This is a genomic window from Agrococcus sp. SCSIO52902, assembly GCF_022983135.1.
Lineage (GTDB): Bacteria > Actinomycetota > Actinomycetes > Actinomycetales > Microbacteriaceae > Agrococcus > Agrococcus sediminis.
The window spans coordinates 2,229,744-2,251,890 of the sequence record NZ_CP095269.1; the positions used below are offsets into that span (position 1 = coordinate 2,229,744).

Here is a 22,147-nt window from a genome sequence, read left to right on the forward strand (position 1 = left end):
GCACGCCCAGCCCTCCATGCTACCCGCCGAGCGGCCCGGCGTCAGCGCCAGCGGTGCAGGAGCGAGCCGATCTCGTCGGTGAGCGCCGCCTGCAGCCGGGGCCCGAAGGTCACGCGCCGCACGCCCGCCGCGCGGGTCGACGCGAGGTCGCCGAACACCGAGCCGTCGATCGGATGCGCGGTGACGTTCACGGGCAGGGTCACGCACTCGAGGATGCTCGTGACGGCCTCCGGGCTCGGCGGCTTCACGGGGTAGAGCGAGCGCGCGCCCGCCTGCTCGGCGAGCAGGCAGCGCTCGATCGCCTGCTCGAGCGGGTCGGCGCCGTGCAGCTCCGGACGGGCGAACGCGTCGGTGCGCGCGTTGATCACCACGTCGACGCCGGCGGCGTCAGCCGCGGCGCGCAGGCCCGCGACGTAGTCGGCGTGCTCCTGCGGCTCGCGCATCCGGTCCTCGCCGTGCACGGTGTCCTCCACGTTGAGGCCGACGGCGCCCGCCTCGAGCAGGCGGTCGATCAGCTCGGCGGGCGGCGCCCCGTAGCCCGACTCGAGGTCGGCGCTGACGGGCACGTCGACGGCGGCGGCGATGCGCGCGATGGACTCGAGCGCCTCTGCGAGCGACATCCCCTCGCCGTCCGCCTGCCCGCGCGACTCGGCGACGGGATGGCTGCCGATCGACAGCGCGGCGAAGCCGGCGTCGACGACGGCGCGCGCCGACCACGCGTCCCAGACGGTGGGGAGCACGACGAGCTCGTCGTGCATCGACAGCAGCGTGGAGGCCTTGCGTGCGAGATCGCTCATGCGGCGATGCTAGGCGGGCCGCCTGGGATGCCGCCCGGGCATCCGCGTCGTCCTAGGCTGTCGCCATGACTGCAGCCCCCGCCCTCTCGCGCCGCACCGTGCTCGCCGACGCCCTCGTCGGGCAGCGCACCCTGGTCAAGGACCTGCTCCTCGTCGTCGCCGGCATCGCCGTCGTCGCCGCGCTCGCGCAGGTCGAGATCCCGATGTGGCCCGTGCCGATCACCGGCCAGACGCTCGGCGTCATGCTCGTCGCCGCGTCGCTCGGCTTCCGCCGCGGCGTCGCCGCGCTCGCCGGCTACCTGGGCCTCGGCCTCGCCGGCGCCCCCGTCTTCGCCGGCTTCACCGGCAGCATCGCCGCCGTCGGCACGCCGAGCTTCGGCTACATCATCGGCTTCGTCGCGACCGCCGCGGTCGTCGGCTGGCTCGCCGAGCGGCGCTGGGACCGCCGCCCGCTGCTCGCCATCGCGCTCTTCGGCCTCGCGAGCCTCATCCCGTTCGTGTTCGGCATCCCCTACATGGCCGCCGTGCTCGCCGCGCTCGGCACGCCCGTCGACCTGCCGACGGCGCTCGCCTTCGGGTTCACGCCGTTCATCGTCGGCGGCATCGTCAAGTGGGCGATCGCCGCGGCGGCGATGCCCGCCGCGTGGGCCGGCGTCCGCGCCCTCGACCGCGCGGCCGACTGACCGCATCCGCTCCCCGGACGACGAGGGTCCGCACCGCGACGGTGCGGACCCTCCGTCGTCGGAACGCCGGCCGGCGGCGGATGGGGCGCGCAGCGCGTAGCGTTGCAGTCATGACCGACGCGCAGCCCACTCCCGAGCCCGACACCGACGGCGAGCGCACCACGTTCGCGAGCCTCGGACTGCCGGCAGACATCCTCCGAGCGCTCGACGACGTCGGCTACGAGACGCCCTCGGCGATCCAGGCCGAGACGATCCCGCTGCTGCTCGGCGGCCGCGACCTCATCGGCCTCGCGTCGACCGGCACGGGCAAGACCGCGGCGTTCGCGCTGCCGGTGCTCGCGGCCATCGACGTCGAGCGGCGCAGCCCCCAGGCGCTCGTGCTGACGCCCACGCGCGAGCTCGCCGTGCAGGTCTGCGAGGCCTTCGAGCGCTACGCCGCGCACCTCGGCGGCGTGCACGTGCTGCCGATCTACGGCGGGCAGGGCTACGGCGTCCAGCTGTCGGCGCTCCGCCGCGGCGTCCACGTCGTCGTCGGCACGCCGGGCCGCATCATGGACCACCTCGCGAAGGGCACGCTCGACCTGTCGGGCCTCACCCACGTCGTGCTCGACGAGGCCGACGAGATGCTGCGGATGGGCTTCGCGGAGGACGTCGACCAGATCCTGCAGGCGACGCCCGCCGAGAAGCAGGTCGCGCTGTTCTCGGCGACGATGCCGCGGCAGATCCGCGCGATCTCGCAGCAGCACCTGCGCGAGCCCGCCGAGATCACCGTGCGCGGGAGCGCGGCGACGTCGCCGAGCATCACGCAGCGCGCGCTCATGGTCTCCTACCAGCAGAAGCTCGAGGCGCTCACGCGCGTGCTCGAGGTCGAGCCGTTCGAGGCGGCGATCGTCTTCACGCGCACCCGCAACGAGACCGAGACCGTGGCCGAGCGGCTGCGCGCCCGCGGCTACGCCGCCGCTGCGATCTCGGGCGACGTCGCCCAGCCGCAGCGCGAGAAGACCATCGAGCAGCTGCGCTCGGGCGACCTCGACGTGCTCGTCGCGACGGACGTCGCCGCGCGCGGGCTCGATGTCGAGCGCATCAGCCACGTCATCAACTACGACCTGCCGATCGACACCGAGTCGTACGTGCACCGCATCGGCCGCACCGGCCGCGCGGGCCGCACCGGCGACGCGATCAGCTTCGTGACCGCCCGTGAGCGGAGGATGCTGAGCGCGATCGAGAAGGCGACGCGCGGCACGGTCGCCGTCATGCCGATGCCGAGCGCCGGCGAGGTGAACGCGACGCGCCTGACGCGCTTCGATGACGCGATCACCGCCGCGCTCGCCGAGACCGATCGCATCGATCGCTTCCGCGAGATCGTCGCGCACTACGTCGAGCACCACGACGTGCCGCAGGAGGACGTCGCGGCGGCCCTCGCCGTCGTCGCGCAGGGCGACGCGCCGCTGCTGCTCGACGAGCAGGCGGACCGCGCGCTCCAGGCGTCGCGCGCCGACCGAGGCGAGCGGCCCGCGCGCGGCGACCGCCCGGAGCGCATGGGCGACGGCCAGGCCGGCGAGCGGCGCGCCCGCCGCGGCCCCTCCGACGCGACCACGTACCGCCTCGCCGTCGGCAGCCGCAAGGGCGTCGAGCCGCGCCAGATCGTCGGCGCGCTCGCCAACGAGGGCGGGCTCGGCCGCGACGACTTCGGCCGCATCCAGATCCGCTGGGACTTCACGCTCGTCGAGCTGCCCGAGCTCGACCGCTCGCAGCTCGAGCGGCTCTCGAAGACCCGCATCTCGGGCGTGCCCATCGACATCCGCGTCGACACGGGCGCGCGGGAGCAGCGCGGCGAGCGCCGCGGCCGCGACGACCGCGGCGGGCGCGACCGCGACGAGCGGCCCGCGCGCAAGCCGCGGCACGAGGGCCGGCCCTGAGCGGGCGCGCCCGCGGGGCTTCCGCCTAGGCTGGATCGGTGACCCGGAAGCCAGCGCCCCACCCCTCGCCGCGCAGGCACGCGAGCCTCGAGGTGCTGCGCGCGGAGGCGCTCGACGAGCGCTCGGTGCTCGTCGAGGAGCGGCTGCGCGCGGGCGAGGACCCGTGGGAGTTCATGTCCGAGCTGCCGAGCGTCGACGAGATCGTGGTGCTGCTGCTGCGCTCCGAGCGCATCCTGCCGCCCGGCGCCGTGCGCCCCGACCACGACGTGAGCGACCAGGTGCTGCGCCGCATCGTGGAGGACTATCCGCCGCTCGCGCCGACCGTCTGGTCGATGCTCTCGGTCGTCGAGACCGAGCGCGCCTGGGCGCCGCGGGTGCGCCGGGCGGGCTGAGGCGTCGCCACATCCGCCCCTGCAGACCCCCCCCGGAACGCCGATTGGTCACGTTTCGTCGCGGGCACCGGCGTGCCGTGACGAAACGTGACCAATCAACGGTCATCTGACCTCTGGTCAGATCGTGAACCCCAGCTCGCTCGCTTGCGCTCGCGACGGCGTTGGGGCGGACGATCCACCGGATCGTCCGCGATCTGACCTCTGGTCAGATCGTGAACCCCAACGCCCGCATCATCTCTCGGCCGTCCTCGGTGATCCGCTCCGGACCCCACGGCGGCATCCACACCCAGTTGATGCGGAACCGCTCCACGACGCCGTCGAGCTTCTCGGCGATCTCGGTCTCGATCACGTCGGTCAGCGGGCAGCCGGCCGAGGTGAGCGTCATCGAGATCACGAGCGCGTCCTGCTCGTCGTCCCACGCGAGGTCGTAGACGAGGCCCAGGTCGACGATGTTGACGTCGAGCTCCGGGTCGACGACGTCCTTCAGAGCATCCGTGACCTGGTCGAACTTCGTGGCGTCGACCTCGACCAGCGCCATCAGACGCCGGCCTTCAGGTAGCGGTCGTAGCCCTCCTCCTCGAGCCGGTCGGCCAGCTCGTGGCCGCCCTGCTCGGCGATGCGGCCGTTCACGAACACGTGCACGTGGTCGGGCTTGATGTAGCGGAGGATGCGCGTGTAGTGCGTGATGAGGAGCACGCCGAGGCCGGTCTCGGCCTTGATGCGGTTGACGCCCTCCGACACGATGCGCAGCGCGTCGACGTCGAGGCCGGAGTCGGTCTCGTCGAGCACGGCGAAGCGGGGGCGCAGGAGCTCCATCTGCAGGATCTCGTGGCGCTTCTTCTCGCCGCCCGAGAAGCCCTCGTTCACGTTGCGCTCGCCGAAGGAGGAGTCCATGCGCAGCGACTCCATCGCCTTCCGCACGTCGCCGATCCACTCGCGCACGCGCGGCGCCTCGCCCGACACGGCCGTCTTCGCCGTGCGGAGGAAGTTCGACACGGTCACGCCCGGGATCTCCACCGGGTACTGCATGGCGAGGAACAGGCCCGCGCGGGCGCGCTCGTCGACGCTCATCGCCAGCACGTCCTCGCCGTCGAGCGTGATCGAGCCGCCGTCGACGGTGTAGCGGGGGTGACCGGCGATCGTGTACGCCAGGGTCGACTTGCCGGAGCCGTTCGGCCCCATCACCGCGTGGATCTCGTCGGAGCTGATCGACAGGTCGACGCCCCGCAGGATCTCCTTCTTGCCCTGCTCGGTCTCGATCGAGACCCGCAGGTCCTTGATGTCCAGCACGCTCATCGCGCTTCCTTCCTTCGCGGCGTCACGCCGCGTCACAGCTGTGTCAGTCGTTGATCAGAGGGTTCTGCACGTCGACGAGCACGTCGTCGCCGTCGATCGTCACCGGGAACACCGGCACCGGCTCGAAGGCCGGCAGGTTCTTCGGCGTGCCCGTGCGCAGCTCGAACTGCGAGCCGTGCGCCCAGCACTCGATCGTGTCGCCCTCGACGAAGCCCTCCGACAGCGAGATCTCGCCGTGGGTGCAGGTGTCGCCGATCGCGTGGATGTCGCCGGCCGAGTCCTTGACGATCGCGACGGCGATGCCGTCGAGCTCGACCATCACGGCCGACCTGACGGAGACGTCGTCGACGCCGCACGCGCGCTGCGCGGTCATGCCCCAGCCCTCGTCGCGGGCGCGAGGCCGGCGCCGCGGCGCAGCTCCTCGTCGATCGCCTCGGCGAGGCGCTCCTCGATCTCGGCCACGCCGATCTTCTGCACGATCTCCATGAGGAAGCCGATGACGACGAGGCGTCGCGCCTCCTCCTCCTCGATGCCGCGGGACTGCAGGTAGAACAGCTGCTCGTCGTCGAAGCGGCCGGTGGCCGACGCGTGGCCGGCTCCGGCGATGTCGCCCGTCTCGATCTCGAGGTTGGGGATGCTGTCGGCGCGCGTGCCGTCGGAGAGCACGAGGTTCTGGTTCTTCTCGTAGCTGTCGGTGCCGGTCGCGCCGGAGCCGATCAGCACGTCGCCGATCCAGACGGAGCGAGCGCCCGTGCCCTGCAGCGCGCCCTTGTAGAGCACGTCGCCGCGGGTCTCGACGCCCTCGTGGAAGAGGTAGACCTGGCTCTCGAGGTGCTGGCCCGCGTCGGCGAACGACAGGCCGTAGAGCTCGCCCTCCGCGCGGTGGCCGGCGAGGCGCACCGAGGGGTTCACCCGCACGACGCCGCCGCCGAACGAGACCACCATGTGCTTGAGGCAGCCGCCGTCGGCGACGACCGCCTGGTGGGCCGACGCGTGCACCGCGTCGTCGTCCCAGTCCTGCACGCTGATGACGGTCAGCCGGGCACCGGCGCGCACGAGGATCTCGACGTTCTGCGCGTACCGGGCGCTGCCCGAGTGGTGCAGCACGACGGTGCCGATCGAGCCGGGCTGCGCCTCGATCACGATGTGCGCGTTCGCGTGCCGGTCGGCGCCGAGGCCGTGCAGGCGGGCGACGATCGGCTCGGCGACCTCCTGCCCCTCGGGCAGGCGGATGTGCAGCGCGTTCGGGCAGCGCTTCCAGGCGATCGCGCTCACGACGTCCTCGGGGCGGAAGATCTCTCCCCGCGGCGCCGCGTCGTGTCCGGTCGACTCGACGAGCAGGCCGCGCTCGGCGATGCCGTCGACGTCGTACGCGATGCCGGGCTCGTCGCCGGCCTCGGTCTCCTCGTCGACGAACAGCGGTGCGAGCCGGCGCACGTCGGAGAGCTTCCAGTTGACCTCGCGACCCGTGGGCGCGCCGAAGTCGGCCGGGTCGAACGACGTCGGCCGCTCGGACCGGGTCTGGATGGGCCGGGCGGGCTCGGCCTCGGTGCGCAGGGCAGCGGGGGTCGTGTCAGTCGCGGTCATCAGCCGACGGATCCTTCCATGCTCATCTCGATGAGCTTGTTGAGCTCGAGCGCGTACTCCATCGGCAGCTCGCGGGCGATCGGCTCGATGAAGCCGCGGACGATCATGGCCATCGCCTCGTCCTCCGCCATGCCTCGCGACATGAGGTAGAACAGCTGCTCCTCGCTGACCTTCGAGACCGTCGCCTCGTGCCCGAGCACCACGTCGTCGACGCGGATGTCGATGGCCGGGTAGGTGTCGGAGCGCGAGATGGTGTCGACGAGCAGCGCGTCGCAGCGCACCGTGTTGGCGGAGTGGTGGGCGTTCGCGTCGACCCGCACCTCCCCGCGGTAGCCGGCACGGCCGCCGCCGCGGGCGATCGACTTCGAGACGATCGACGACGTCGTGTACGGCGCCATGTGGATCATCTTCGCGCCGGCGTCCTGGTGCTGGCCGGGGCCCGCGAAGGCCACCGACAGCGTCTCGCCCTTGGCGCGCTCGCCGACCAGGTAGATCGACGGGTACTTCATCGTCACCTTGGAGCCGATGTTGCCGTCGATCCACTCCATCGTCGCGCCCTCCTCGGCGATGGCGCGCTTCGTGACGAGGTTGTAGACGTTGTTCGACCAGTTCTGGATCGTCGTGTAGCGCACGCGGGCGTTCTTCTTCACGATGATCTCGACCACGGCCGAGTGCAGCGAGTCGGACGAGTAGATCGGGGCCGTGCAGCCCTCGATGTAGTGCACGTACGAGCCCTCGTCGGCGATGATGAGCGTGCGCTCGAACTGGCCCATGTTCTCGGTGTTGATCCGGAAGTAGGCCTGCAGCGGGATCTCGACGTGGACGCCCTTGGGCACGTAGACGAACGAGCCGCCCGACCACACCGCCGTGTTGAGCGCGGCGAACTTGTTGTCGCCGGCCGGGATCACGGTGCCGAAGTGCTCCTCGAAGAACTCCGGGTGCTCGCGCAGCGCCGTGTCGGTGTCCATGAAGATGACGCCCTGCGCCTCCAGCTCCTCCTGGATCTGGTGGTACACGACCTCCGACTCGTACTGCGCCGCGACGCCGGCGACGAGGCGCGAGCGCTCCGCCTCCGGGATGCCGAGGCGGTCGTAGGTGTTGCGGATGTCCTCGGGGAGGTCCTCCCAGGACTGCGCCTGGCGCTCCGTGGAGCGCACGAAGTACTTGATGTTGTCGAAGTCGATGCCGGAGATGTCGGCACCCCACGTCGGCATCGGCTTGCGCTCGAACAGCTGCAGCCCCTTGAGGCGGCGCTCGAGCATCCAGTCGGACTCGCTCTTGAGCTCGGAGATCTCGCGGACCACCTGCTCGCTCAGCCCTCGCTTGGCGATGGCACCCGCCTCGTCGGAGTCGTGCCAGCCGAATTCGTACTGTCCCAGGCTCTCGAGCTCGGGCCGGTCGATCAGGACGTCGGACATCGCTCCCCCTTCCATCCGTCGTGTGCAACCCGGCGGTGCTCCTCGGCATTCCGCGCGACCACCCGAACCGCGGCGCTCGGCCATACTTGAAGGGCCTTCGCACATGCCTCGCCGCTGGAGCGGCGCAGGGGTTCGGAGCCGATGGGCTCCCCTCGATCCTATCGCGAACGGCATGAGAGGTGCATCTTGCTCGAGCGCTCCCGCGCCCTGGTCGTCGCTGCATGGGCCACCCTGGTCTCGCAGATCGTCATCGTCGGCACCGGCGGTGCCGTGCGCCTGACCGGATCCGGCCTCGGCTGCTCCGAGTGGCCCAACTGCACGCCGGAGTCCTTCACGCCCGTGCCCGAGCAGGGCATCCACGGCATCATCGAGTTCACGAACCGGGTGTGGGGCGGCATCGTGGTGCTGATCGCCGTCGTGATGGTCGTGCTCGCGGTGCGCAGCCGCGCCGGCCGCGCGATCGTCGCGCTCGCCGCGCTCGTGCTGGGGCTGACGGTCGCGCAGGCGCTCATCGGCGCGGTGGTGGTCTGGATGGCGCTGCGCCCCGACACCGTCGGCGTGCACTTCTTCCTCTCGGTGATCCTCGTGGCGCTCTCGGCGGTGCTCGTGTGGCGCGTCGTCGTCGGGGCGCCCGGGCCGCGAATCGCGCCCCGCTGGCAGTCGGCGCTCGTGCACGCGATGACCTTCGCGCTCGCGGTCGTCGTCTTCGTCGGCGTGCTCACGACCGGCTCCGGCCCGCACGCGGGCGACGGCGGCGCGGCCCGCAACGGCCTCGACCCTGCGGTGATGCAGCACGTGCACGCGTGGCCCGGGTACGCGCTCCTCGCGCTCGTGCTCGCGGTCGTCGCGGTCGCGGCGAAGCGCGGGCCGCGCGCCCACCTGCGCTGGGCGGTCGCGCTCCTCGGCGTCATCCTCGTGCAGATCCTGGTGGGGGTCGTGCAGTCGAACCTCGGCCTGCCGATCCTGCTCGTCGGCATCCACATGGTGCTGTCGGTGATCGCGACCGCCATCGGCGCCGCGGTGGTGCTGTCGCTGCGGCCGCAGCCGGCGCGAGCGCTCCGCGAGCCGGTCGCGGCGGCCGCGGCATGAGCGGGCGTCCGGTCGACGGCGCGATCGGCGCCGTCGGGCACGGCGCGCGCCTCGGCGTGCTCGACATCGGCTCGAACACCGTGCACCTGCTGATCGTCGACGTGCGGCTCGGCGGGCGCCCCGTGCCGCAGCGCTCGCACAAGCTGACCCTGCGGCTCATGCGCTACCTCGACGAGGACGGGGCGATCAGCGACGAGGGCGTCGACGCGCTCGTCGCCGCGATCGGCGAGTGCGCCGAGATCGCCAGGAGCGAGCACCTCGACGACTTCGTCGTGATGGCGACGAGCGCCCTGCGCGAGGCCGCGAACGGCGAGGAGGTCGTGGCGCGGATCGAGCGCGAGGCCGACGTCTCGCTCGACATCCTCTCGGGCGCCGATGAGGCGAGGCTGACGTTCCTCGCGGTGCGCCGCTGGTTCGGCTGGTCGGCGGGGCGGATCCTGCTGCTCGACATCGGCGGCGGCTCGCTCGAGGTCGCGGTCGGCGACGACGAGGAGCCCGCGATCGCGCTGTCGGTGCCGCTCGGCGCGGGCCGGAGCACCGTCGGGTTCTTCCACGCCGACCCGCCCGCGATCGCCGATCAGCGCGCGCTGCGGCTCTACGCCAAGGCGGTGCTCGACGACGCGGTCGCGCAGGTGCGGCCCTACGGCAAGCCGGACCACGTCATCGGCTCGTCGAAGACCATCCGCTCGCTCGCCCGGCTCGCGGGCAACCTCATGCCGGGCGTCGGCGACGCCGATCGCGCCGTGCTCACGCGCGGCCAGCTCGACGACTGGGTGCCGCGGCTCGCGAAGATGGACGCGCGGTCGCGCGCGGCGCTGCCCGGCATCACCCCCGAGCGCACCTTCCAGATCGTCGCCGGCGGCATCGTGCTCTCCGAGGCGATGCGCGCGTTCGGCGTCAAGCAGCTCGACGTGAGCCCGTGGGCGCTGCGCGAGGGGCGGCTGCTGCAGATGCTCGACCGGGTGTAGCCCGGCCGGGCCGGCTCAGAACGGCAGCAGCGGGTCGACGCCGACCGCGAGGAAGATGAGCGTCAGGTAGGTGTTCGAGGCGTGGAACACCCGCATCGCGCGGATCTCGCGCTCGCCCGCGATCGCGCGGCCGTAGAGCGCGTGCGCCTCGCCGACGAACCAGGCGCCGGCGATCACCGCGACCGCGGCGTAGAGCAGCCCCATGCCCGCGACCGGGATGAGCAGCAGCGTGCACGCGAGCGACGCCCACGCGTAGAGGATGACCTGGATGCCGACCATCGGCCGGCCGCGGACGACGGCGAGCATCGGCACGTCGGCCGCCTCGTAGTCGTCGCGGTACTTCATCGACAGCGGCCAGTAGTGCGCGGGCGTCCAGAGGAACACGAGCGCGAAGAGGATCCAGGCGGGCCAGTCGAGCGAGCCCGTCACCCCGGCCCAGCCGATCACGACGGGGAAGCACCCGGCGATGCCGCCCCAGACGATGTTCTGCTCGGTGCGGCGCTTCAGCAGCATCGTGTAGACGAGCACGTAGAAGGCGATCGCAGCGATCGAGAGCCCGGCGGCGAGCCAGTTGGCGAAGAAGCCCAGCACGAGCGTCGAGACGACCGCGAGGGTCCACGCGAACACGTGCGCCTCGGCGACCGAGAGCGCGCCGGTGACGAGCGGCCGCTGCTTCGTGCGGTGCATGACGCGGTCGATGTCGCGGTCGATGATCATGTTGAACGCGTTCGCGCTGCCGGCCGAGAGGAAGCCGCCGAGCAGGGTCGCGAGCAGCGCGCCGATCGGCGGCACGCCGCCGGCGGCCAGGAACATCGTCGGCAGCGCCGTCACGAGCAGCAGCTCGATCACGCGCGGCTTCGTGAGCGCGACGTAGGCCGATGCCTTGCGGGCGAGCCGCGAGCGGCCCCGCTCCCCCGTCGCAGCCTCCGCCGCGGGCGTCGACACGCCGTGCGAGGTGGCGTTCGACATGCGGCTGCTTCCGTTCCGGAGAGTGGGGGCGCGGCCCCGAGGGCCGACCACCATCCTATCCGACGCGGGGCGTCGCAGTGCGGGAGTGGACCCGGGCGCGGATGTGCCTGCTCACTATGCTGGACGGGTCGCATCCGTCCGCACCGCAGCGGCTCCGCGCCGCCCGAACAAGGAGCCTCATTGGCATTCGCATGGACCCCCACCGACCAGCAGGCCGTGGACACGGCTCGAGTGCTCGCGGCTGACGCCGTCGAGAAGGTCGGCAACGGCCACCCCGGCACGGCGATGAGCCTCGCGCCCGTCGCGCACCTGCTCTTCCAGAAGGTCATGGACCGCGACCCGGCGGACGAGCGCTGGCTCGGCCGCGACCGCTTCATCCTCTCCGTCGGCCACTCGTCGCTGACGCAGTACATCCAGCTCTACCTGACGGGCTCGGGCCTCGAGAAGCACGACATCGAGTCGCTGCGCACGTGGGGCTCCCTCACGCCCGGCCACCCCGAGTACGGGCACACGAAGGGCGTCGAGATCACCACCGGCCCGCTCGGCCAGGGCCTCGCCTCGGCCGTGGGCTTCGCCTACGCGCAGCGCTTCGAGCGCGAGCTGCTCGACCCGGGCACGCCCGAGGGCGAGAGCCCGTTCGACCACTACACCTACGTGATCGCCGGCGACGGCGACCTGCAGGAGGGCGTCACGAGCGAGGCCGGCTCGCTCGCGGGCCACCACCAGCTCGGCCGCCTGATCGCGATCTACGACTCCAACGCCATCTCGATCGAGGACGACGTCGACATCGCCTTCACCGAGGACGTCAAGGGCCGCTACGAGGCCTATGGCTGGCAGGTGCTCGAGGTCTCGTGGCGCCAGGGCGACGACCCCACCTCGGCCGAGTACGTCGAGGACGTCGAGGCGCTGCATGCGGCGATCCTCGAGGCGCAGGGCGAGACCGCCAAGCCCAGCCTCATCATCCTGAAGACGATCATCGGCTGGCCGGCCCCGAAGAAGCAGGGCACGGGCAAGATCCACGGCTCCAAGCTCGGCGCCGAGGAGGTCGCGGCCGTCAAGGAGGTGCTCGGCTTCGACCCCGAGCAGTCGTTCCAGGTCGACGACGCGGTCATCGAGTACACGCGCGGCAACGCCGCGGAGCGCGCCGCCGCGGCGCGCGGCGCGTGGCAGGAGCGCTTCGACGCGTGGGCGAGCGCCAACCCCGAGCGCAAGGCGCTGCTCGACCGGCTGCTCTCGGGCGCGCTGCCCGACGGCGTCGAGGAGGCCCTCCCCGTGTTCGAGGCCGGCACCGAGGTGTCGACCCGGGCCGCGTCCGGCAAGGTGCTGAACGCGCTCGCCGACGTGATCCCCGAGCTCTGGGGCGGCTCGGCCGACCTCGCCGAGTCGAACAACACCACGCTCGAGGGCAAGGGCTCGTTCGCGCCGGCGCAGCACGCGACCGACGCGTGGCCCAACGCCTCCGCGAGCGGCCGCACGATGCACTTCGGCATCCGCGAGCACGCCATGGCGTCGATCCTGAACGGCATCGTGCTGCACGGCCCGACCCGGCCCTACGGCGGCACCTTCCTCATCTTCAGCGACTACCAGCGCCCGGCGCTGCGCCTCGCCGCGCTCATGGGCGTGCACCCCATCCACGTCTGGACGCACGACTCGGTGGCGCTCGGCGAGGACGGCCCGACGCACCAGCCGATCGAGCAGCTCGCGACGCTCCGCGCGATCCCCGGCTTCGAGGTCGTGCGCCCCTCCGACGCGAACGAGACCGCGTGGGCGTGGAAGACGATCCTCGAGCGCCGCGACCGCCCGGTCGGCATCGCGCTCACGCGCCAGAACCTGCCCGTGCTCGAGCGCGGTGACGGTGCGGCAGAGGGCGACACGCTCGCCCACGCGTCGAACGTCGCGAAGGGCGCGTACGTGCTCGCCGAGGCGGCCGGCGGCGAGCCGCAGGTGCTGCTCATCGCGACCGGCTCCGAGGTGCAGCTCGCGCTCGCCGCGCGCGAGCAGCTGCAGGCCGACGGCGTGCCCGCCCGGGTCGTCGCCGCGCCGTCGCTCGAGTGGTTCGCCGAGCAGTCGGCCGAGTACCGCGAGTCGGTGCTGCCGTCCGCGGTGCGCGCCCGGGTGTCGGTCGAGGCCGGCTCCGCCCTCACGTGGCACGGCATCGTCGGCGACGCCGGCCGCACGGTCGCGATCGACCACTTCGGCGCGAGCGCCGACTGGCAGACCCTGTTCCGCGAGTTCGGCTTCACGGCGGAGGCCGTGGTCGAGGCCGCTCGCGCATCCATCGACGCAGCCCGCTGAGCGGGCGAGGAGGCACACCCATGAACGAGAACACCAAGGCGCTCAGCGACGCTGGCGTCAGCATCTGGCTCGACGACCTCTCGAGCGAGCGGCTCACGAGCGGCTCGCTCGCGGCGCTCATCGAGGAGCGCAACGTCGTCGGCGTCACGACCAACCCGACGATCTTCGCCAACGCGATCGCCGCCGGCGACAGCTACGAGGCCGCGGTCGTCGAGCAGGCCGGCCGCGGCGCCGGCGTCGACGAGGTCATCACGGCGCTCACCACGAAGGACGTGGCCGACGCGTGCGACCTGTTCGCCCCCGTCTACGAGGCGACGGGCGGCCGCGACGGCCGCGTGTCGATCGAGGTGGAGCCCGGGCTCGCCCGCGACACCGAGGGCACGATCGCCCAGGCGAAGCAGCTCCACGAGCGGGTCGGGCGCGAGAACGTGCTCATCAAGATCCCGGCGACCCGCGAGGGCCTCGAGGCGATCGCCGCGACGATCGGCGCGGGCATCAGCGTCAACGTCACGCTGATCTTCTCGCTCGACCGCTACCGCGACGTCATGAACGCCTACCTCACGGGCCTCGAGCGCGCCCAGCAGGCGGGCCACGACCTGTCGAGGATCCACTCGGTCGCATCGTTCTTCGTCTCGCGCGTCGACACCGAGATCGACAAGCGCCTCGACGCGATCGGCACCGAGGAGGCCGCCGCGCTCAAGGGCAAGGCGGGCCTCGCCAACGCGCGCCTCGCCTACCGCGCGTGGCAGGAGACGTTCGCGACCGAGCGCGCGCTCACGCTGCTCGAGGCGGGCGCCAACACGCAGCGGCCGCTGTGGGCCTCGACGGGCGTCAAGGACCCGTCGCTGCCCGACACGCTCTACGTGACCGAGCTCGTCGCCCCGCAGACGGTCAACACCATGCCCGAGAAGACGCTCGAGGCGCTCGCCGACCACGGCACGATCACGGGCGACACCGTGACGGGCCGCGCCGACGAGTCGAGCGCGCTGCTCGACGAGCTCGAGCGGGTCGGCGTCTCGTACGTCGAGGTCGTCGAGCTGCTCGAGACCGAGGGGCTCGAGAAGTTCGACGCCTCGTGGGCCGAGCTCGTCCAGACCGTGCAGGGCCACCTCGACCAGGCGGGAGCGGGGCGATGACCTTCACGATCACCGCCTCCGGCGCCGCGCTCGAGGCCATCGAGCGCATCGTGCCGCAGCTCGTCGTCGACGGCGTGGCCGGCCGCCTCGTCTCGGGCGATGCCACGCTCTGGGGCGAGGCCGCCGAGCCCGAGGCGTCGATCCGGCTCGGATGGGTCGAGGCCGCCGCGTCGACGCGCGGGCTCGTCGACGACATCGAGGCGCTCCGCAAGCAGCTGCGCCAGCACGGCGTCGACCGCATCGCGCTCGCCGGCATGGGCGGCTCGTCGCTCGCGCCGGAGGTCATCACGCGCACCGCGGGCGTCAACCTCACCGTGCTCGACTCCACGGAGCCCGGCCAGGTGCGCCGCGCGCTCCGCGACGGCCTGCAGCGCACCGCGCTCGTCGTGTCGTCGAAGTCGGGCTCGACGCTCGAGACCGACAGCCAGCGGCGGGCGTTCGAGGCCGCGTACCGCGACGCCGGGATCGACCCGACCGAGCGCATCATCGTGGTCACCGACCCCGGCTCCCCGCTCGACCAGGACGCCCGGCGCGCCGGCTACCGGGTCTTCAACGCCGACCCGAACGTCGGCGGCCGCTACTCGGCGCTCACGGCCTTCGGCATCGTGCCGTCGGGGCTCGCGGGCGTCGACGTGCGCGAGCTGCTCGACGAGGCCGTCGCGGCCCTGCCCGAGATCAGCGAGGACGCCGACGACAACCCCGGCCTGATGCTCGCGGCGGCGATCGCGGGCACCCGGCCGCTGCGCGACAAGCTCGGCATCGTCGCCGACGGCACGCACATCGTGGGCCTCGGCGACTGGGCCGAGCAGCTCATCGCCGAGTCGACCGGCAAGGACGGCGTGGGCATCCTGCCCGTCGTGCTCGAGAAGTCGGCGCCCGAGCTCTCGGCCGACCTGCCCGACCTGCAGGTCGTGCGCCTCGTCGGCTCCGCCCGCGAGGCGAGCCACGTGGAGCACGGCGAGGTCGAGGTCGCCGGCACGCTCGGCGCGCAGCTGCTCGTGTGGGAGTTCGCGACCGCGGTCGCCGGGCGCCTGCTCGGCATCAACCCCTTCGACCAGCCCGACGTCGAGTCGGCGAAGGTCGCCGCCCGCGGCCTGCTCGACGCGCTCGAGCCGCAGCGCCCCGCCGACGTCGTCGACGCGGGCATCGAGGTGCGCGGCACCGCGGGCGTCGTGCGCGACTCCCTCGAGGCATCCGTCGACGCGCTGCTCGCGCAGCTCGGCGAGGGCGGCTACGTCGCGGTGCACGCGTACCTCGACCGCATCGGCCAGCCGCGCTTCGAGCGGCTCCGCGCTGCCCTGGCGGCGCGCACGGGGCGCCCGGTCACCTTCGGGTGGGGGCCGCGCTTCCTGCACTCGACCGGCCAGTACCACAAGGGCGGCACGCCGAACGGCGTCTTCCTGCAGCTGCTCGGCCAGCCGCACGAGGACCTCGACATCCCCGGCAGGCCCTTCACGTTCGGCCAGTTGCTGCAGGCGCAGGCCTCCGGCGACGCGAGCGTGCTCGCCGAGCACGGCCGGCCCGTGCTCTCGCTCACGCTCAGCGACCTCGACGAGGGGCTCGACCGGCTCCTCGCCCTGGCAGGCCGATGACGGACACCGAGGTCGGGGCCGCGCACGCGGCCCCGACCGGCGTCGGCCCGGCACGCGGCGCCGGCGGCGCGGTGCAGCCGGTGCCGATCGGGCCCGGCGCCAACCCGCTGCGCGACCCGTCCGACCAGCGCCTCACGCGCATCCCCGGCCCCAACGCGATGACGTTCTTCGGCGTCACCGGCGACCTCGCGCGGAAGAAGCTGCTGCCCGCCGTCTACGACCTCGCCAACCGCGGCCTGCTGCCGCCCGGCTTCGGGCTCGTGGGGTTCGGCCGCCGCGACTGGACGCACGAGCAGTTCGCCGACGTCGTCCGCGAGGCGGTGCAGCAGCACGCGCGCACCGCGTTCCGCGAGTCGGTCTGGCGCCAGCTCTCCGAGGGCATCCGCTTCGTGCAGGGCGACTTCGACGACGACGCGGCCTTCGACCGCCTCGCCGAGGTGCTCGACGAGCTCGACCGCACGCGCGGCACCATGGGCAACCACGCCTTCTACCTCTCGATCCCGCCGAACGCCTTCCCGCTCGTCACGCAGCAGCTGAAGCGCTCCGGCCTCGCCGAGGACGACGGCGACCGCTGGCGCCGCGTCGTCATCGAGAAGCCCTTCGGGCACGACCTCGCCTCCGCGCGCGAGCTGAACGCCGTCGTCGAGTCGGTGTTCCCGCCCGACAGCGTCTTCCGCATCGACCACTACCTCGGCAAGGAGACGGTGCAGAACATCCTCGCGCTGCGCTTCGCCAACGCGCTGTGGGAGCCGATCTGGAACGCCAACCACATCGACCACGTGCAGATCACGATGGCCGAGGACATCGGCGTCGGCGGCCGCGCCGGCTACTACGACGGCATCGGCGCCGCGCGCGACGTCATCCAGAACCACCTGCTGCAGCTGTTCGCGCTCACCGCCATGGAGGAGCCGGTCTCGTTCGACGCCGCCGACCTGCGGGTCGAGAAGGAGAAGGTGCTGCGCGCCGCGCGTGTGCCGCTCCCACTCGACGAGTCGACCGCGCGCGGCCAGTACGCCGCGGGCTGGCACGGCGGCGCGCTCGTGAAGGGCTTTCTCGAGGAGGAGGGCATGCGCCCCGACTCCGGCACCGAGACCTACGCGGCCGTGCGGCTCGAGGTCGACACCCGCCGCTGGGCGGGCGTGCCCTTCTACCTGCGCGCCGGCAAGCGCCTCGGCCGCCGCGTCACCGAGATCGCGATCGTCTTCAAGCGCGCCTCGCAGTACCTCTTCGACGCATCCGACATGCGCACGATGAGCGAGAACGCGCTCGTCATCCGCGTGCAGCCGGACGAGGGCGTCTCGATGCGCTTCGGCTCGAAGGTGCCGGGCCCCGGCATGCACGTGCGCGACGTGACCATGGACTTCGGCTACGGGCACGCGTTCACCGAGGAGAGCCCCGAGGCGTACGAGCGGCTCATCCTCGACGTGCTGCTGGGCGACCCGCCCCTGTTCCCCCGCCACGAGGAGGTCGAGCTCTCCTGGAAGATCCTCGACCCGATCGAGGAGCACTGGGAGGCGCAGGGCGGCCCCGTGGAGCAGTACCAGCCGGGCTCGTGGGGCCCGCGCAGCGCGCACGAGCTCCTCGCGCGCGACGGACGGCACTGGAGGCGACCGTGATCATCCGACTCTCCCGCACGAACACCGCAGAGGTGCAGCGACGGATGCTCGAGATCCGCGACGAGGGCGGCGTGGTCGCGCTCGGGCGGGTGCTGACGCTCGTCATCCACACGCAGATCGGAGGCGAGGAGGAGGCGATCCGCGCCGCCAACGCCGCCTCCCGCGAGCACCCCATGCGCGTCATCGTCGTCTCGCGGAACCCCGACCACGTCAACGCCGGCGAGGAGCCGCGCCTCGACGCCGAGCTGCGCGTGGGCGCCGACGCCGGCGCGAGCGAGGTCGTGCTGCTGCAGTGCTACGGCGAGCTCGGCTCGCACCTGCTCGGCATCGTGCAGGGCCTGCTGCTGCCCGACGCGCCCGTCGTCGCCTGGTGGCCGAGCTTCATGCCCGAGACGCCCTCCGCGGCGCAGCTCGGCCAGATCTCGCAGCGCCGCATCACCGACTCCGGCAGGCAGGCGGACCCGCACGCGGCGATCCTGTCGCTCGCCGGCTGCTACACGCCCGGCGACACCGACCTCGCGTGGACGCGGCTGACGAACTGGCGCGCGCATCTCGCGGCGCTGCTCGACCAGCCGCCCTTCGAGCCGGTGCACGGCGGCCGCGTCTCGGGCGACCTCGGCAACCCGAGCGTGCACCTCATGGCCGCGTGGCTGCACCTGCGCCTCGGCGTGCCGATCGAGAAGGTCGAAGCGGGCGAGACCCCGACCGGCTCGAGCGGCCTGCACGCGGTCGAGCTGCAGCGCGACAGCGGCGACTCCTCGCTCACGCGCCTGCGCGACTCGGTGGGCGTGCTGCGGCAGCCGGGGCAGCCCGAGCACCACGTCGCGCTCTCGACCCGCGGGCTCGAGGACCAGCTCGCGGAGGAGCTCCGCAAGCTCGCACCCGACGACATGTACCGCCAGGTGCTGCTGTCGACGCTGGAGCACGCGGCATGAGCGTCGTCGTGCACGAGGGACGCGCCGCGCTCGTCGCGGCCACCGCCGACCGCCTGGTCGCGCTCCTGGCCGAGCTCGTCGAGGCCCAGGGGCGCGCGACCGTCGCGCTCACCGGCGGCAGTGTCGGCATCGAGCTGCTCGCGGCGCTCGTCGACCGCGAGGTCGACTGGTCGCGCATGCACCTGACGTGGAGCGACGAGCGGTTCGTCGCCGCCGACTCCCCCGACCGCAACGCGCGGCAGGCGCGCGAGGCGCTGCTCGACCGCGTGCCGATCCCCGCGGGCAACGTGCACGAGCTGCCCGCGGCGGGCTCCGCGTCCCTCGACGAGGCCGCCGCGGCCGCGACGGCGATGCTGGCCGAGCTCGGCACCGTCGACCTGACGCTGCTGGGCATGGGCCCGGATGCGCATGTGGCGTCGCTCTTCCCCGGCCTGCCGGGCGTGGCGCAGCCGGGCACCGGCGTGATCGCGGTGCGCGACTCCCCCAAGCCCCCGCCCGAGCGGCTGAGCTTCACGGTCGGCGCGATCGGCGCATCCGATCGCGTCTGGCTCGTCGTCGCCGGCGCCGACAAGGCCGAGGCGGTCGCGCTCGCACGCTCGGGCGCCTCGCCCGACGCCGCTCCGGCGGCCGCGGCGCACGGCCGGGTCGAGACGCTCTGGCTGCTCGACGACGAAGCGGCCGCCCTGCTGGAGCAGGACGGCCGCTAGGCAGGTCGGTCGCGGGTCAGCCGCGACCCTCGGCGGAGCGCAGCTTCTGCAGCGCCTCGTCGAGCAGCTGCACGGCCTCCTCGGGCGTGCGGCGCTCCTTCACGTAGGCGAGGTGCGTCTTGTACGGCTCGTTCTTCGAGAGCTGCGGCGGGTGCTCCTTGTCGCGGCCGGCGGGCAGGCCCGTCGACGGCGAGTCGATCACCTCGGGGATCTCGTCCTCGGGCAGGTCGGCCGCGAAGTAGCGGACCGTCTCGTTGCCCATCGCGTCCCAGTACGAGACCGCCACGCGCTCGGCGTGGAAGCCGCGGTCCTGCTCGCCCATGGGGCCCGCGCCGACGCGCGAGCCGCGGATCGCGCTGCCACCGGAGGCCATCAGATGCCCGCGATCTTGGTGATGAGGCCGAGCACCACGATCGACGCGAGCCAGGCGAGGCTGACCACGACGGTGATGGTGTTGAGGTTGCGCTCCGCGACGCCCGACGAGCCGAGCGACGAGCCGACGCCGCCGCCGAACATGTCGGACAGGCCGCCTCCGCGGCCCTTGTGCAGCAGGATGAACAGCGTCAGCAGCACAGACGTGATGCCGAGGATCACCTGCATGATGATCTGGAGAATCTCCACTAGCCCTCTTTCCGAATCCTCGACCGAGGTCGATGCCGTGGCGCAGGCCACGGGAAGTCCAACGAGCATCCTACCGCAGGGATTCCCGGCGGCCGGGTGCCGCGGAGGCGGCTCAGGTGCCGATGTGGTGCTGGAAGCGGCTGATGGCCGCGAACTCCGCCGCGTCGAGGCTCGCCCCGCCGACGAGCGCGCCGTCGATGTCGGGCTCGCGCATGAAGCCGGCGATGTTGCCCGACTTCACGCTGCCGCCGTAGAGGATGCGGGTCGCCGCCGCCGCCTCGTCGCCGCGCACCTCGGCGAGCGCCTGGCGCAGCGCCTGGCACACCTGCTGCGCCTGGTCGGCCGTGGCCGCCTGGCCCGAGCCGATCGCCCAGACGGGCTCGTACGCGACGACGATCTCGCCGGCCGCGGGCAGCTCGGCGAGCACGTCGCGCAGCTGCTGCACGGGCACCGCCGATGCGCCGTGCTGCTCGAGGTCCTCAGCCGTCTCGCCGACGCAGATCACCGGCGTGACGCCGTGGCGGAGCGCCGCGGCGGCCTTCCGGCCGACGATCGCGTCGGTCTCGCCGTGGTCCTGGCGGCGCTCGGAGTGGCCGACGATCGCGTAGGCGCAGTCGAGCTTCGCGAGCATCGCGGCGGACACCTCGCCCGTGTGGGCGCCCGCGTCGTGCTCCGAGACGTCCTGGGCGCCGTGCCGCAGCTCGAAGCGCTCGGCCGAGATGAGCGTCTGCACGCTGCGCAGGCCGGTGAAGGGCGGGAAGACCGCCACCTCGACCGCCGCGTGGTCGTGCTTCGCGTCCTGCAGCGTCCAGGCGAGCTTCTGCACGAGCGCGATCGCCTGCAGGTGGTCCTGGTGCATCTTCCAGTTGCCCGCGATCAGCGGGGTGCGGCTCGTGGTCATGGCCATTCCTCTCGTCACCAGCCCAGTGCTTCCAGGCCCGGCAGCCGGGCGCCCTCGAGGAACTCGAGGCTCGCGCCGCCGCCGGTGGAGATGTGCCCGAAGTCGTCGTCGGCGAAGCCGAGCTGGCGCACCGCGGCGGCGGAGTCGCCGCCGCCGACGACCGCGAGGCCGTCCACCTCGGTGAGCGCCTGGGCGACGGCCTTCGTGCCGGCCGCGAACGCCTCCATCTCGAACACGCCCATCGGGCCGTTCCAGAAGACGGTGCGCGCACCGCGGATGGCGTCGGCGAAGGCCGCGGCGGAGTCGGGCCCGATGTCGAGCCCGATGCCCGAGGCGCCGAAGCGGGACTGCTCGATCGCGTCGGACGCGACGGTCTCGTGCGCCGAGTCGGCGGCGAAGGACTCGGCGACGACGACGTCGGTCGGCAGCAGCAGCTCGACCCCCAGCTCCTCGGCCTGCGCGATGTAGCCGCGCACGCGCTCGAGCTGCTCCTCCTCGAGGAGGCTCGCGGCGACGCCGTGGCCCTGCGCGGCGAGGAACGTGAAGAGCATCCCGCCGCCGATGAGCAGGCGGTCGACGCGCGGCAGCAGGTGCTCGATGACGCCGAGCTTGTCGCTCACCTTCGAGCCGCCGAGCACGACCGCGTACGGCCGCTCGGGCGACTCGGTCAGGCGCGAGAGCACGTCGAGCTCGCGCTCGACGAGCAGGCCGGCGGCGCTCGGGAGCGCCTGGGCGAGCTCGAAGACGCTCGCCTGCTCGCGGTGCACGACGCCGAAGCCGTCGGAGACGAACGCGTCGGCCCCGGTCGCGAGCTCGGCGGCGAGGGCCGCGCGCTCGGCGGCGTCCTTGCTGGTCTCCCGCGGGTCGAAGCGCAGGTTCTCGAGCAGCGCGAGCTGCCCGTCCTGCAGGGCGATCCGCACGCGCTGCGCATCCTCGCCCACCGTGTCGGCGGCGAAGGCGACCGGCGAGCCGAGCAGCTCCTCCAGCCGCCGCGCCACCGGCGCGAGCGAGTACTTCGCCTCCGGCGCGCCCTTCGGGCGGCCGAGGTGCGAGATCGCCACGACCCTCGCGCCCTGCTCGAGCAGGGCGCGGAGGGTCGGCAGCGATGCGACGATGCGCCCCTCGTCGGTGATCTCGCCGTCCTGCAGCGGCACGTTGAAGTCGCACCGGATGAGGACGGTCCTGCCGGCGAGGTCGCCGAGGGTGTCGAGCGTGCGGATCGCCAT

At 72.8% G+C, this 22,147-nt stretch carries 22 protein-coding genes; 11 read left to right on the top strand and 11 right to left on the bottom strand.

Annotated elements, in window-relative coordinates:
* Positions 1-41: 41 nt before the first annotated feature.
* Positions 42-797, bottom strand: a complete 756-nt coding sequence (locus MU522_RS11030; RefSeq protein ID WP_246990989.1) for an isocitrate lyase/phosphoenolpyruvate mutase family protein — start codon at positions 795-797, stop codon at positions 42-44.
* Between the two features lie 65 nt (positions 798-862).
* Between MU522_RS11030 and MU522_RS11035 the strand changes: the two genes are divergently transcribed.
* From MU522_RS11035 to MU522_RS11045, 3 genes are all read left to right on the top strand, one after another.
* On the top strand, positions 863-1,480 hold the full coding sequence (locus MU522_RS11035; RefSeq protein ID WP_128189696.1) for a biotin transporter BioY: 618 nt from the start codon (positions 863-865) through the stop codon (positions 1,478-1,480).
* Between the two features lie 110 nt (positions 1,481-1,590).
* Positions 1,591-3,399: a DEAD/DEAH box helicase gene (locus tag MU522_RS11040; RefSeq protein WP_128189695.1), complete on the top strand. Its 1,809-nt coding sequence runs from the start codon at positions 1,591-1,593 to the stop codon at positions 3,397-3,399.
* Positions 3,400-3,437: 38 nt separating this feature from the next.
* Positions 3,438-3,791, top strand: coding sequence for a tryptophan synthase subunit alpha (locus MU522_RS11045; RefSeq protein ID WP_128189694.1), 354 nt, complete (start codon positions 3,438-3,440; stop codon positions 3,789-3,791).
* 205 nt (positions 3,792-3,996) lie between these two features.
* On the opposite strand, the gene MU522_RS11050 is transcribed toward MU522_RS11045, so the two are convergent.
* The 5 genes from MU522_RS11050 to sufB are packed head-to-tail and all read right to left on the bottom strand — an operon-like array spanning position 3,997 to position 8,092.
* Positions 3,997-4,329, bottom strand: coding sequence for a metal-sulfur cluster assembly factor (locus MU522_RS11050; RefSeq protein WP_128189693.1), 333 nt, complete (start codon positions 4,327-4,329; stop codon positions 3,997-3,999).
* Positions 4,329-5,087: a Fe-S cluster assembly ATPase SufC gene (sufC, locus tag MU522_RS11055; RefSeq protein WP_128189692.1), complete on the bottom strand. Its 759-nt coding sequence runs from the start codon at positions 5,085-5,087 to the stop codon at positions 4,329-4,331. Before sufC ends, MU522_RS11050 begins: the two co-directional genes overlap by 1 nt.
* 43 nt (positions 5,088-5,130) lie before the next feature.
* Positions 5,131-5,460: a non-heme iron oxygenase ferredoxin subunit gene (locus MU522_RS11060; RefSeq protein ID WP_246990991.1), complete on the bottom strand. Its 330-nt coding sequence runs from the start codon at positions 5,458-5,460 to the stop codon at positions 5,131-5,133.
* Positions 5,457-6,674 carry a Fe-S cluster assembly protein SufD gene (gene sufD / locus MU522_RS11065; RefSeq protein ID WP_246990994.1) on the bottom strand — a complete coding sequence of 406 codons (1,218 nt, stop codon included), beginning with the start codon at positions 6,672-6,674 and terminating at the stop codon, positions 5,457-5,459. Before sufD ends, MU522_RS11060 begins: the two co-directional genes overlap by 4 nt.
* A complete protein-coding gene (gene sufB, locus MU522_RS11070) occupies positions 6,674-8,092 on the bottom strand; it encodes a Fe-S cluster assembly protein SufB (protein WP_128189689.1) in 1,419 nt (472 codons plus the stop codon). The genes sufD and sufB overlap by 1 nt, the downstream gene beginning before the upstream one ends.
* A 186-nt stretch (positions 8,093-8,278) precedes the next feature.
* Between sufB and MU522_RS11075 the strand changes: the two genes are divergently transcribed.
* Together MU522_RS11075 and MU522_RS11080 are read left to right on the top strand one after the other, a co-directional pair.
* Entirely contained in the window at positions 8,279-9,181 is a 903-nt protein-coding gene (locus tag MU522_RS11075) for a COX15/CtaA family protein (RefSeq protein ID WP_246990997.1), read from the top strand.
* Entirely contained in the window at positions 9,178-10,149 is a 972-nt protein-coding gene (locus MU522_RS11080) for a Ppx/GppA phosphatase family protein (RefSeq protein ID WP_146356106.1), read from the top strand. Before MU522_RS11075 ends, MU522_RS11080 begins: the two co-directional genes overlap by 4 nt.
* A gap of 15 nt (positions 10,150-10,164) precedes the next feature.
* On the opposite strand, the gene MU522_RS11085 is transcribed toward MU522_RS11080, so the two are convergent.
* On the bottom strand, positions 10,165-11,118 hold the full coding sequence (locus MU522_RS11085) for a heme o synthase (RefSeq protein WP_246990999.1): 954 nt from the start codon (positions 11,116-11,118) through the stop codon (positions 10,165-10,167).
* A gap of 180 nt (positions 11,119-11,298) precedes the next feature.
* Between MU522_RS11085 and tkt the strand changes: the two genes are divergently transcribed.
* The 6 genes from tkt to pgl all read left to right on the top strand — a co-directional run bounded on the left by tkt (position 11,299) and on the right by pgl (position 19,399).
* Positions 11,299-13,413 carry a transketolase gene (gene tkt / locus MU522_RS11090; protein WP_246991002.1) on the top strand — a complete coding sequence of 705 codons (2,115 nt, stop codon included), beginning with the start codon at positions 11,299-11,301 and terminating at the stop codon, positions 13,411-13,413.
* 20 nt (positions 13,414-13,433) lie between these two features.
* Positions 13,434-14,549, top strand: coding sequence for a transaldolase (gene tal / locus MU522_RS11095; RefSeq protein WP_128189684.1), 1,116 nt, complete (start codon positions 13,434-13,436; stop codon positions 14,547-14,549).
* Positions 14,546-16,141: a glucose-6-phosphate isomerase gene (locus MU522_RS11100; RefSeq protein ID WP_146356114.1), complete on the top strand. Its 1,596-nt coding sequence runs from the start codon at positions 14,546-14,548 to the stop codon at positions 16,139-16,141. The genes tal and MU522_RS11100 overlap by 4 nt, the downstream gene beginning before the upstream one ends.
* Before the next feature lie 71 nt (positions 16,142-16,212).
* Positions 16,213-17,757, top strand: a complete 1,545-nt coding sequence (zwf, locus tag MU522_RS11105; RefSeq protein ID WP_246993537.1) for a glucose-6-phosphate dehydrogenase — start codon at positions 16,213-16,215, stop codon at positions 17,755-17,757.
* Entirely contained in the window at positions 17,754-18,692 is a 939-nt protein-coding gene (locus tag MU522_RS11110; protein WP_246991004.1) for a glucose-6-phosphate dehydrogenase assembly protein OpcA, read from the top strand. The genes zwf and MU522_RS11110 overlap by 4 nt, the downstream gene beginning before the upstream one ends.
* Positions 18,689-19,399, top strand: coding sequence for a 6-phosphogluconolactonase (gene pgl, locus MU522_RS11115; RefSeq protein ID WP_246991007.1), 711 nt, complete (start codon positions 18,689-18,691; stop codon positions 19,397-19,399). Before MU522_RS11110 ends, pgl begins: the two co-directional genes overlap by 4 nt.
* A 16-nt stretch (positions 19,400-19,415) precedes the next feature.
* Here pgl and MU522_RS11120 read toward each other — a convergent pair whose 3' ends face one another.
* The 4 genes from MU522_RS11120 to MU522_RS11135 all read right to left on the bottom strand — a co-directional run bounded on the left by MU522_RS11120 (position 19,416) and on the right by MU522_RS11135 (position 22,147).
* Entirely contained in the window at positions 19,416-19,772 is a 357-nt protein-coding gene (locus MU522_RS11120) for an RNA polymerase-binding protein RbpA (protein ID WP_128189680.1), read from the bottom strand.
* Complete coding sequence (gene secG, locus MU522_RS11125) at positions 19,772-20,020, bottom strand: preprotein translocase subunit SecG (protein WP_128189698.1); 249 nt, start codon at positions 20,018-20,020, stop codon at positions 19,772-19,774. Before secG ends, MU522_RS11120 begins: the two co-directional genes overlap by 1 nt.
* Positions 20,021-20,132: 112 nt before the next feature.
* Positions 20,133-20,927, bottom strand: a complete 795-nt coding sequence (gene tpiA / locus MU522_RS11130) for a triose-phosphate isomerase (protein ID WP_246991010.1) — start codon at positions 20,925-20,927, stop codon at positions 20,133-20,135.
* An 8-nt stretch (positions 20,928-20,935) separates the two neighbouring features.
* Positions 20,936-22,147, bottom strand: a complete 1,212-nt coding sequence (locus tag MU522_RS11135) for a phosphoglycerate kinase (protein WP_246991012.1) — start codon at positions 22,145-22,147, stop codon at positions 20,936-20,938.

Excerpts from the sequence above, each read along its gene's own strand:
- MU522_RS11030 (WP_246990989.1), bottom strand. The coding sequence starts at position 797 with ATGAGCGATCTCGCACGCAAGGCCTCCACGCTGCTGTCGATGCACGAC.
- MU522_RS11035 (WP_128189696.1), top strand. The coding sequence starts at position 863 with ATGACTGCAGCCCCCGCCCTCTCGCGCCGCACCGTGCTCGCCGACGCC.
- MU522_RS11040 (WP_128189695.1), top strand. The coding sequence starts at position 1,591 with ATGACCGACGCGCAGCCCACTCCCGAGCCCGACACCGACGGCGAGCGC.
- MU522_RS11050 (WP_128189693.1), bottom strand. The coding sequence starts at position 4,329 with ATGGCGCTGGTCGAGGTCGACGCCACGAAGTTCGACCAGGTCACGGAT.
- sufC (WP_128189692.1), bottom strand. The coding sequence starts at position 5,087 with ATGAGCGTGCTGGACATCAAGGACCTGCGGGTCTCGATCGAGACCGAG.
- MU522_RS11060 (WP_246990991.1), bottom strand. The coding sequence starts at position 5,460 with ATGACCGCGCAGCGCGCGTGCGGCGTCGACGACGTCTCCGTCAGGTCG.
- sufD (WP_246990994.1), bottom strand. The coding sequence starts at position 6,674 with ATGACCGCGACTGACACGACCCCCGCTGCCCTGCGCACCGAGGCCGAG.
- sufB (WP_128189689.1), bottom strand. The coding sequence starts at position 8,092 with ATGTCCGACGTCCTGATCGACCGGCCCGAGCTCGAGAGCCTGGGACAG.
- MU522_RS11080 (WP_146356106.1), top strand. The coding sequence starts at position 9,178 with ATGAGCGGGCGTCCGGTCGACGGCGCGATCGGCGCCGTCGGGCACGGC.
- MU522_RS11085 (WP_246990999.1), bottom strand. The coding sequence starts at position 11,118 with ATGTCGAACGCCACCTCGCACGGCGTGTCGACGCCCGCGGCGGAGGCT.
- tal (WP_128189684.1), top strand. The coding sequence starts at position 13,434 with ATGAACGAGAACACCAAGGCGCTCAGCGACGCTGGCGTCAGCATCTGG.
- MU522_RS11100 (WP_146356114.1), top strand. The coding sequence starts at position 14,546 with ATGACCTTCACGATCACCGCCTCCGGCGCCGCGCTCGAGGCCATCGAG.
- pgl (WP_246991007.1), top strand. The coding sequence starts at position 18,689 with ATGAGCGTCGTCGTGCACGAGGGACGCGCCGCGCTCGTCGCGGCCACC.
- MU522_RS11120 (WP_128189680.1), bottom strand. The coding sequence starts at position 19,772 with ATGGCCTCCGGTGGCAGCGCGATCCGCGGCTCGCGCGTCGGCGCGGGC.
- tpiA (WP_246991010.1), bottom strand. The coding sequence starts at position 20,927 with ATGGCCATGACCACGAGCCGCACCCCGCTGATCGCGGGCAACTGGAAG.
- MU522_RS11135 (WP_246991012.1), bottom strand. The coding sequence starts at position 22,147 with ATGGCGATCCGCACGCTCGACACCCTCGGCGACCTCGCCGGCAGGACC.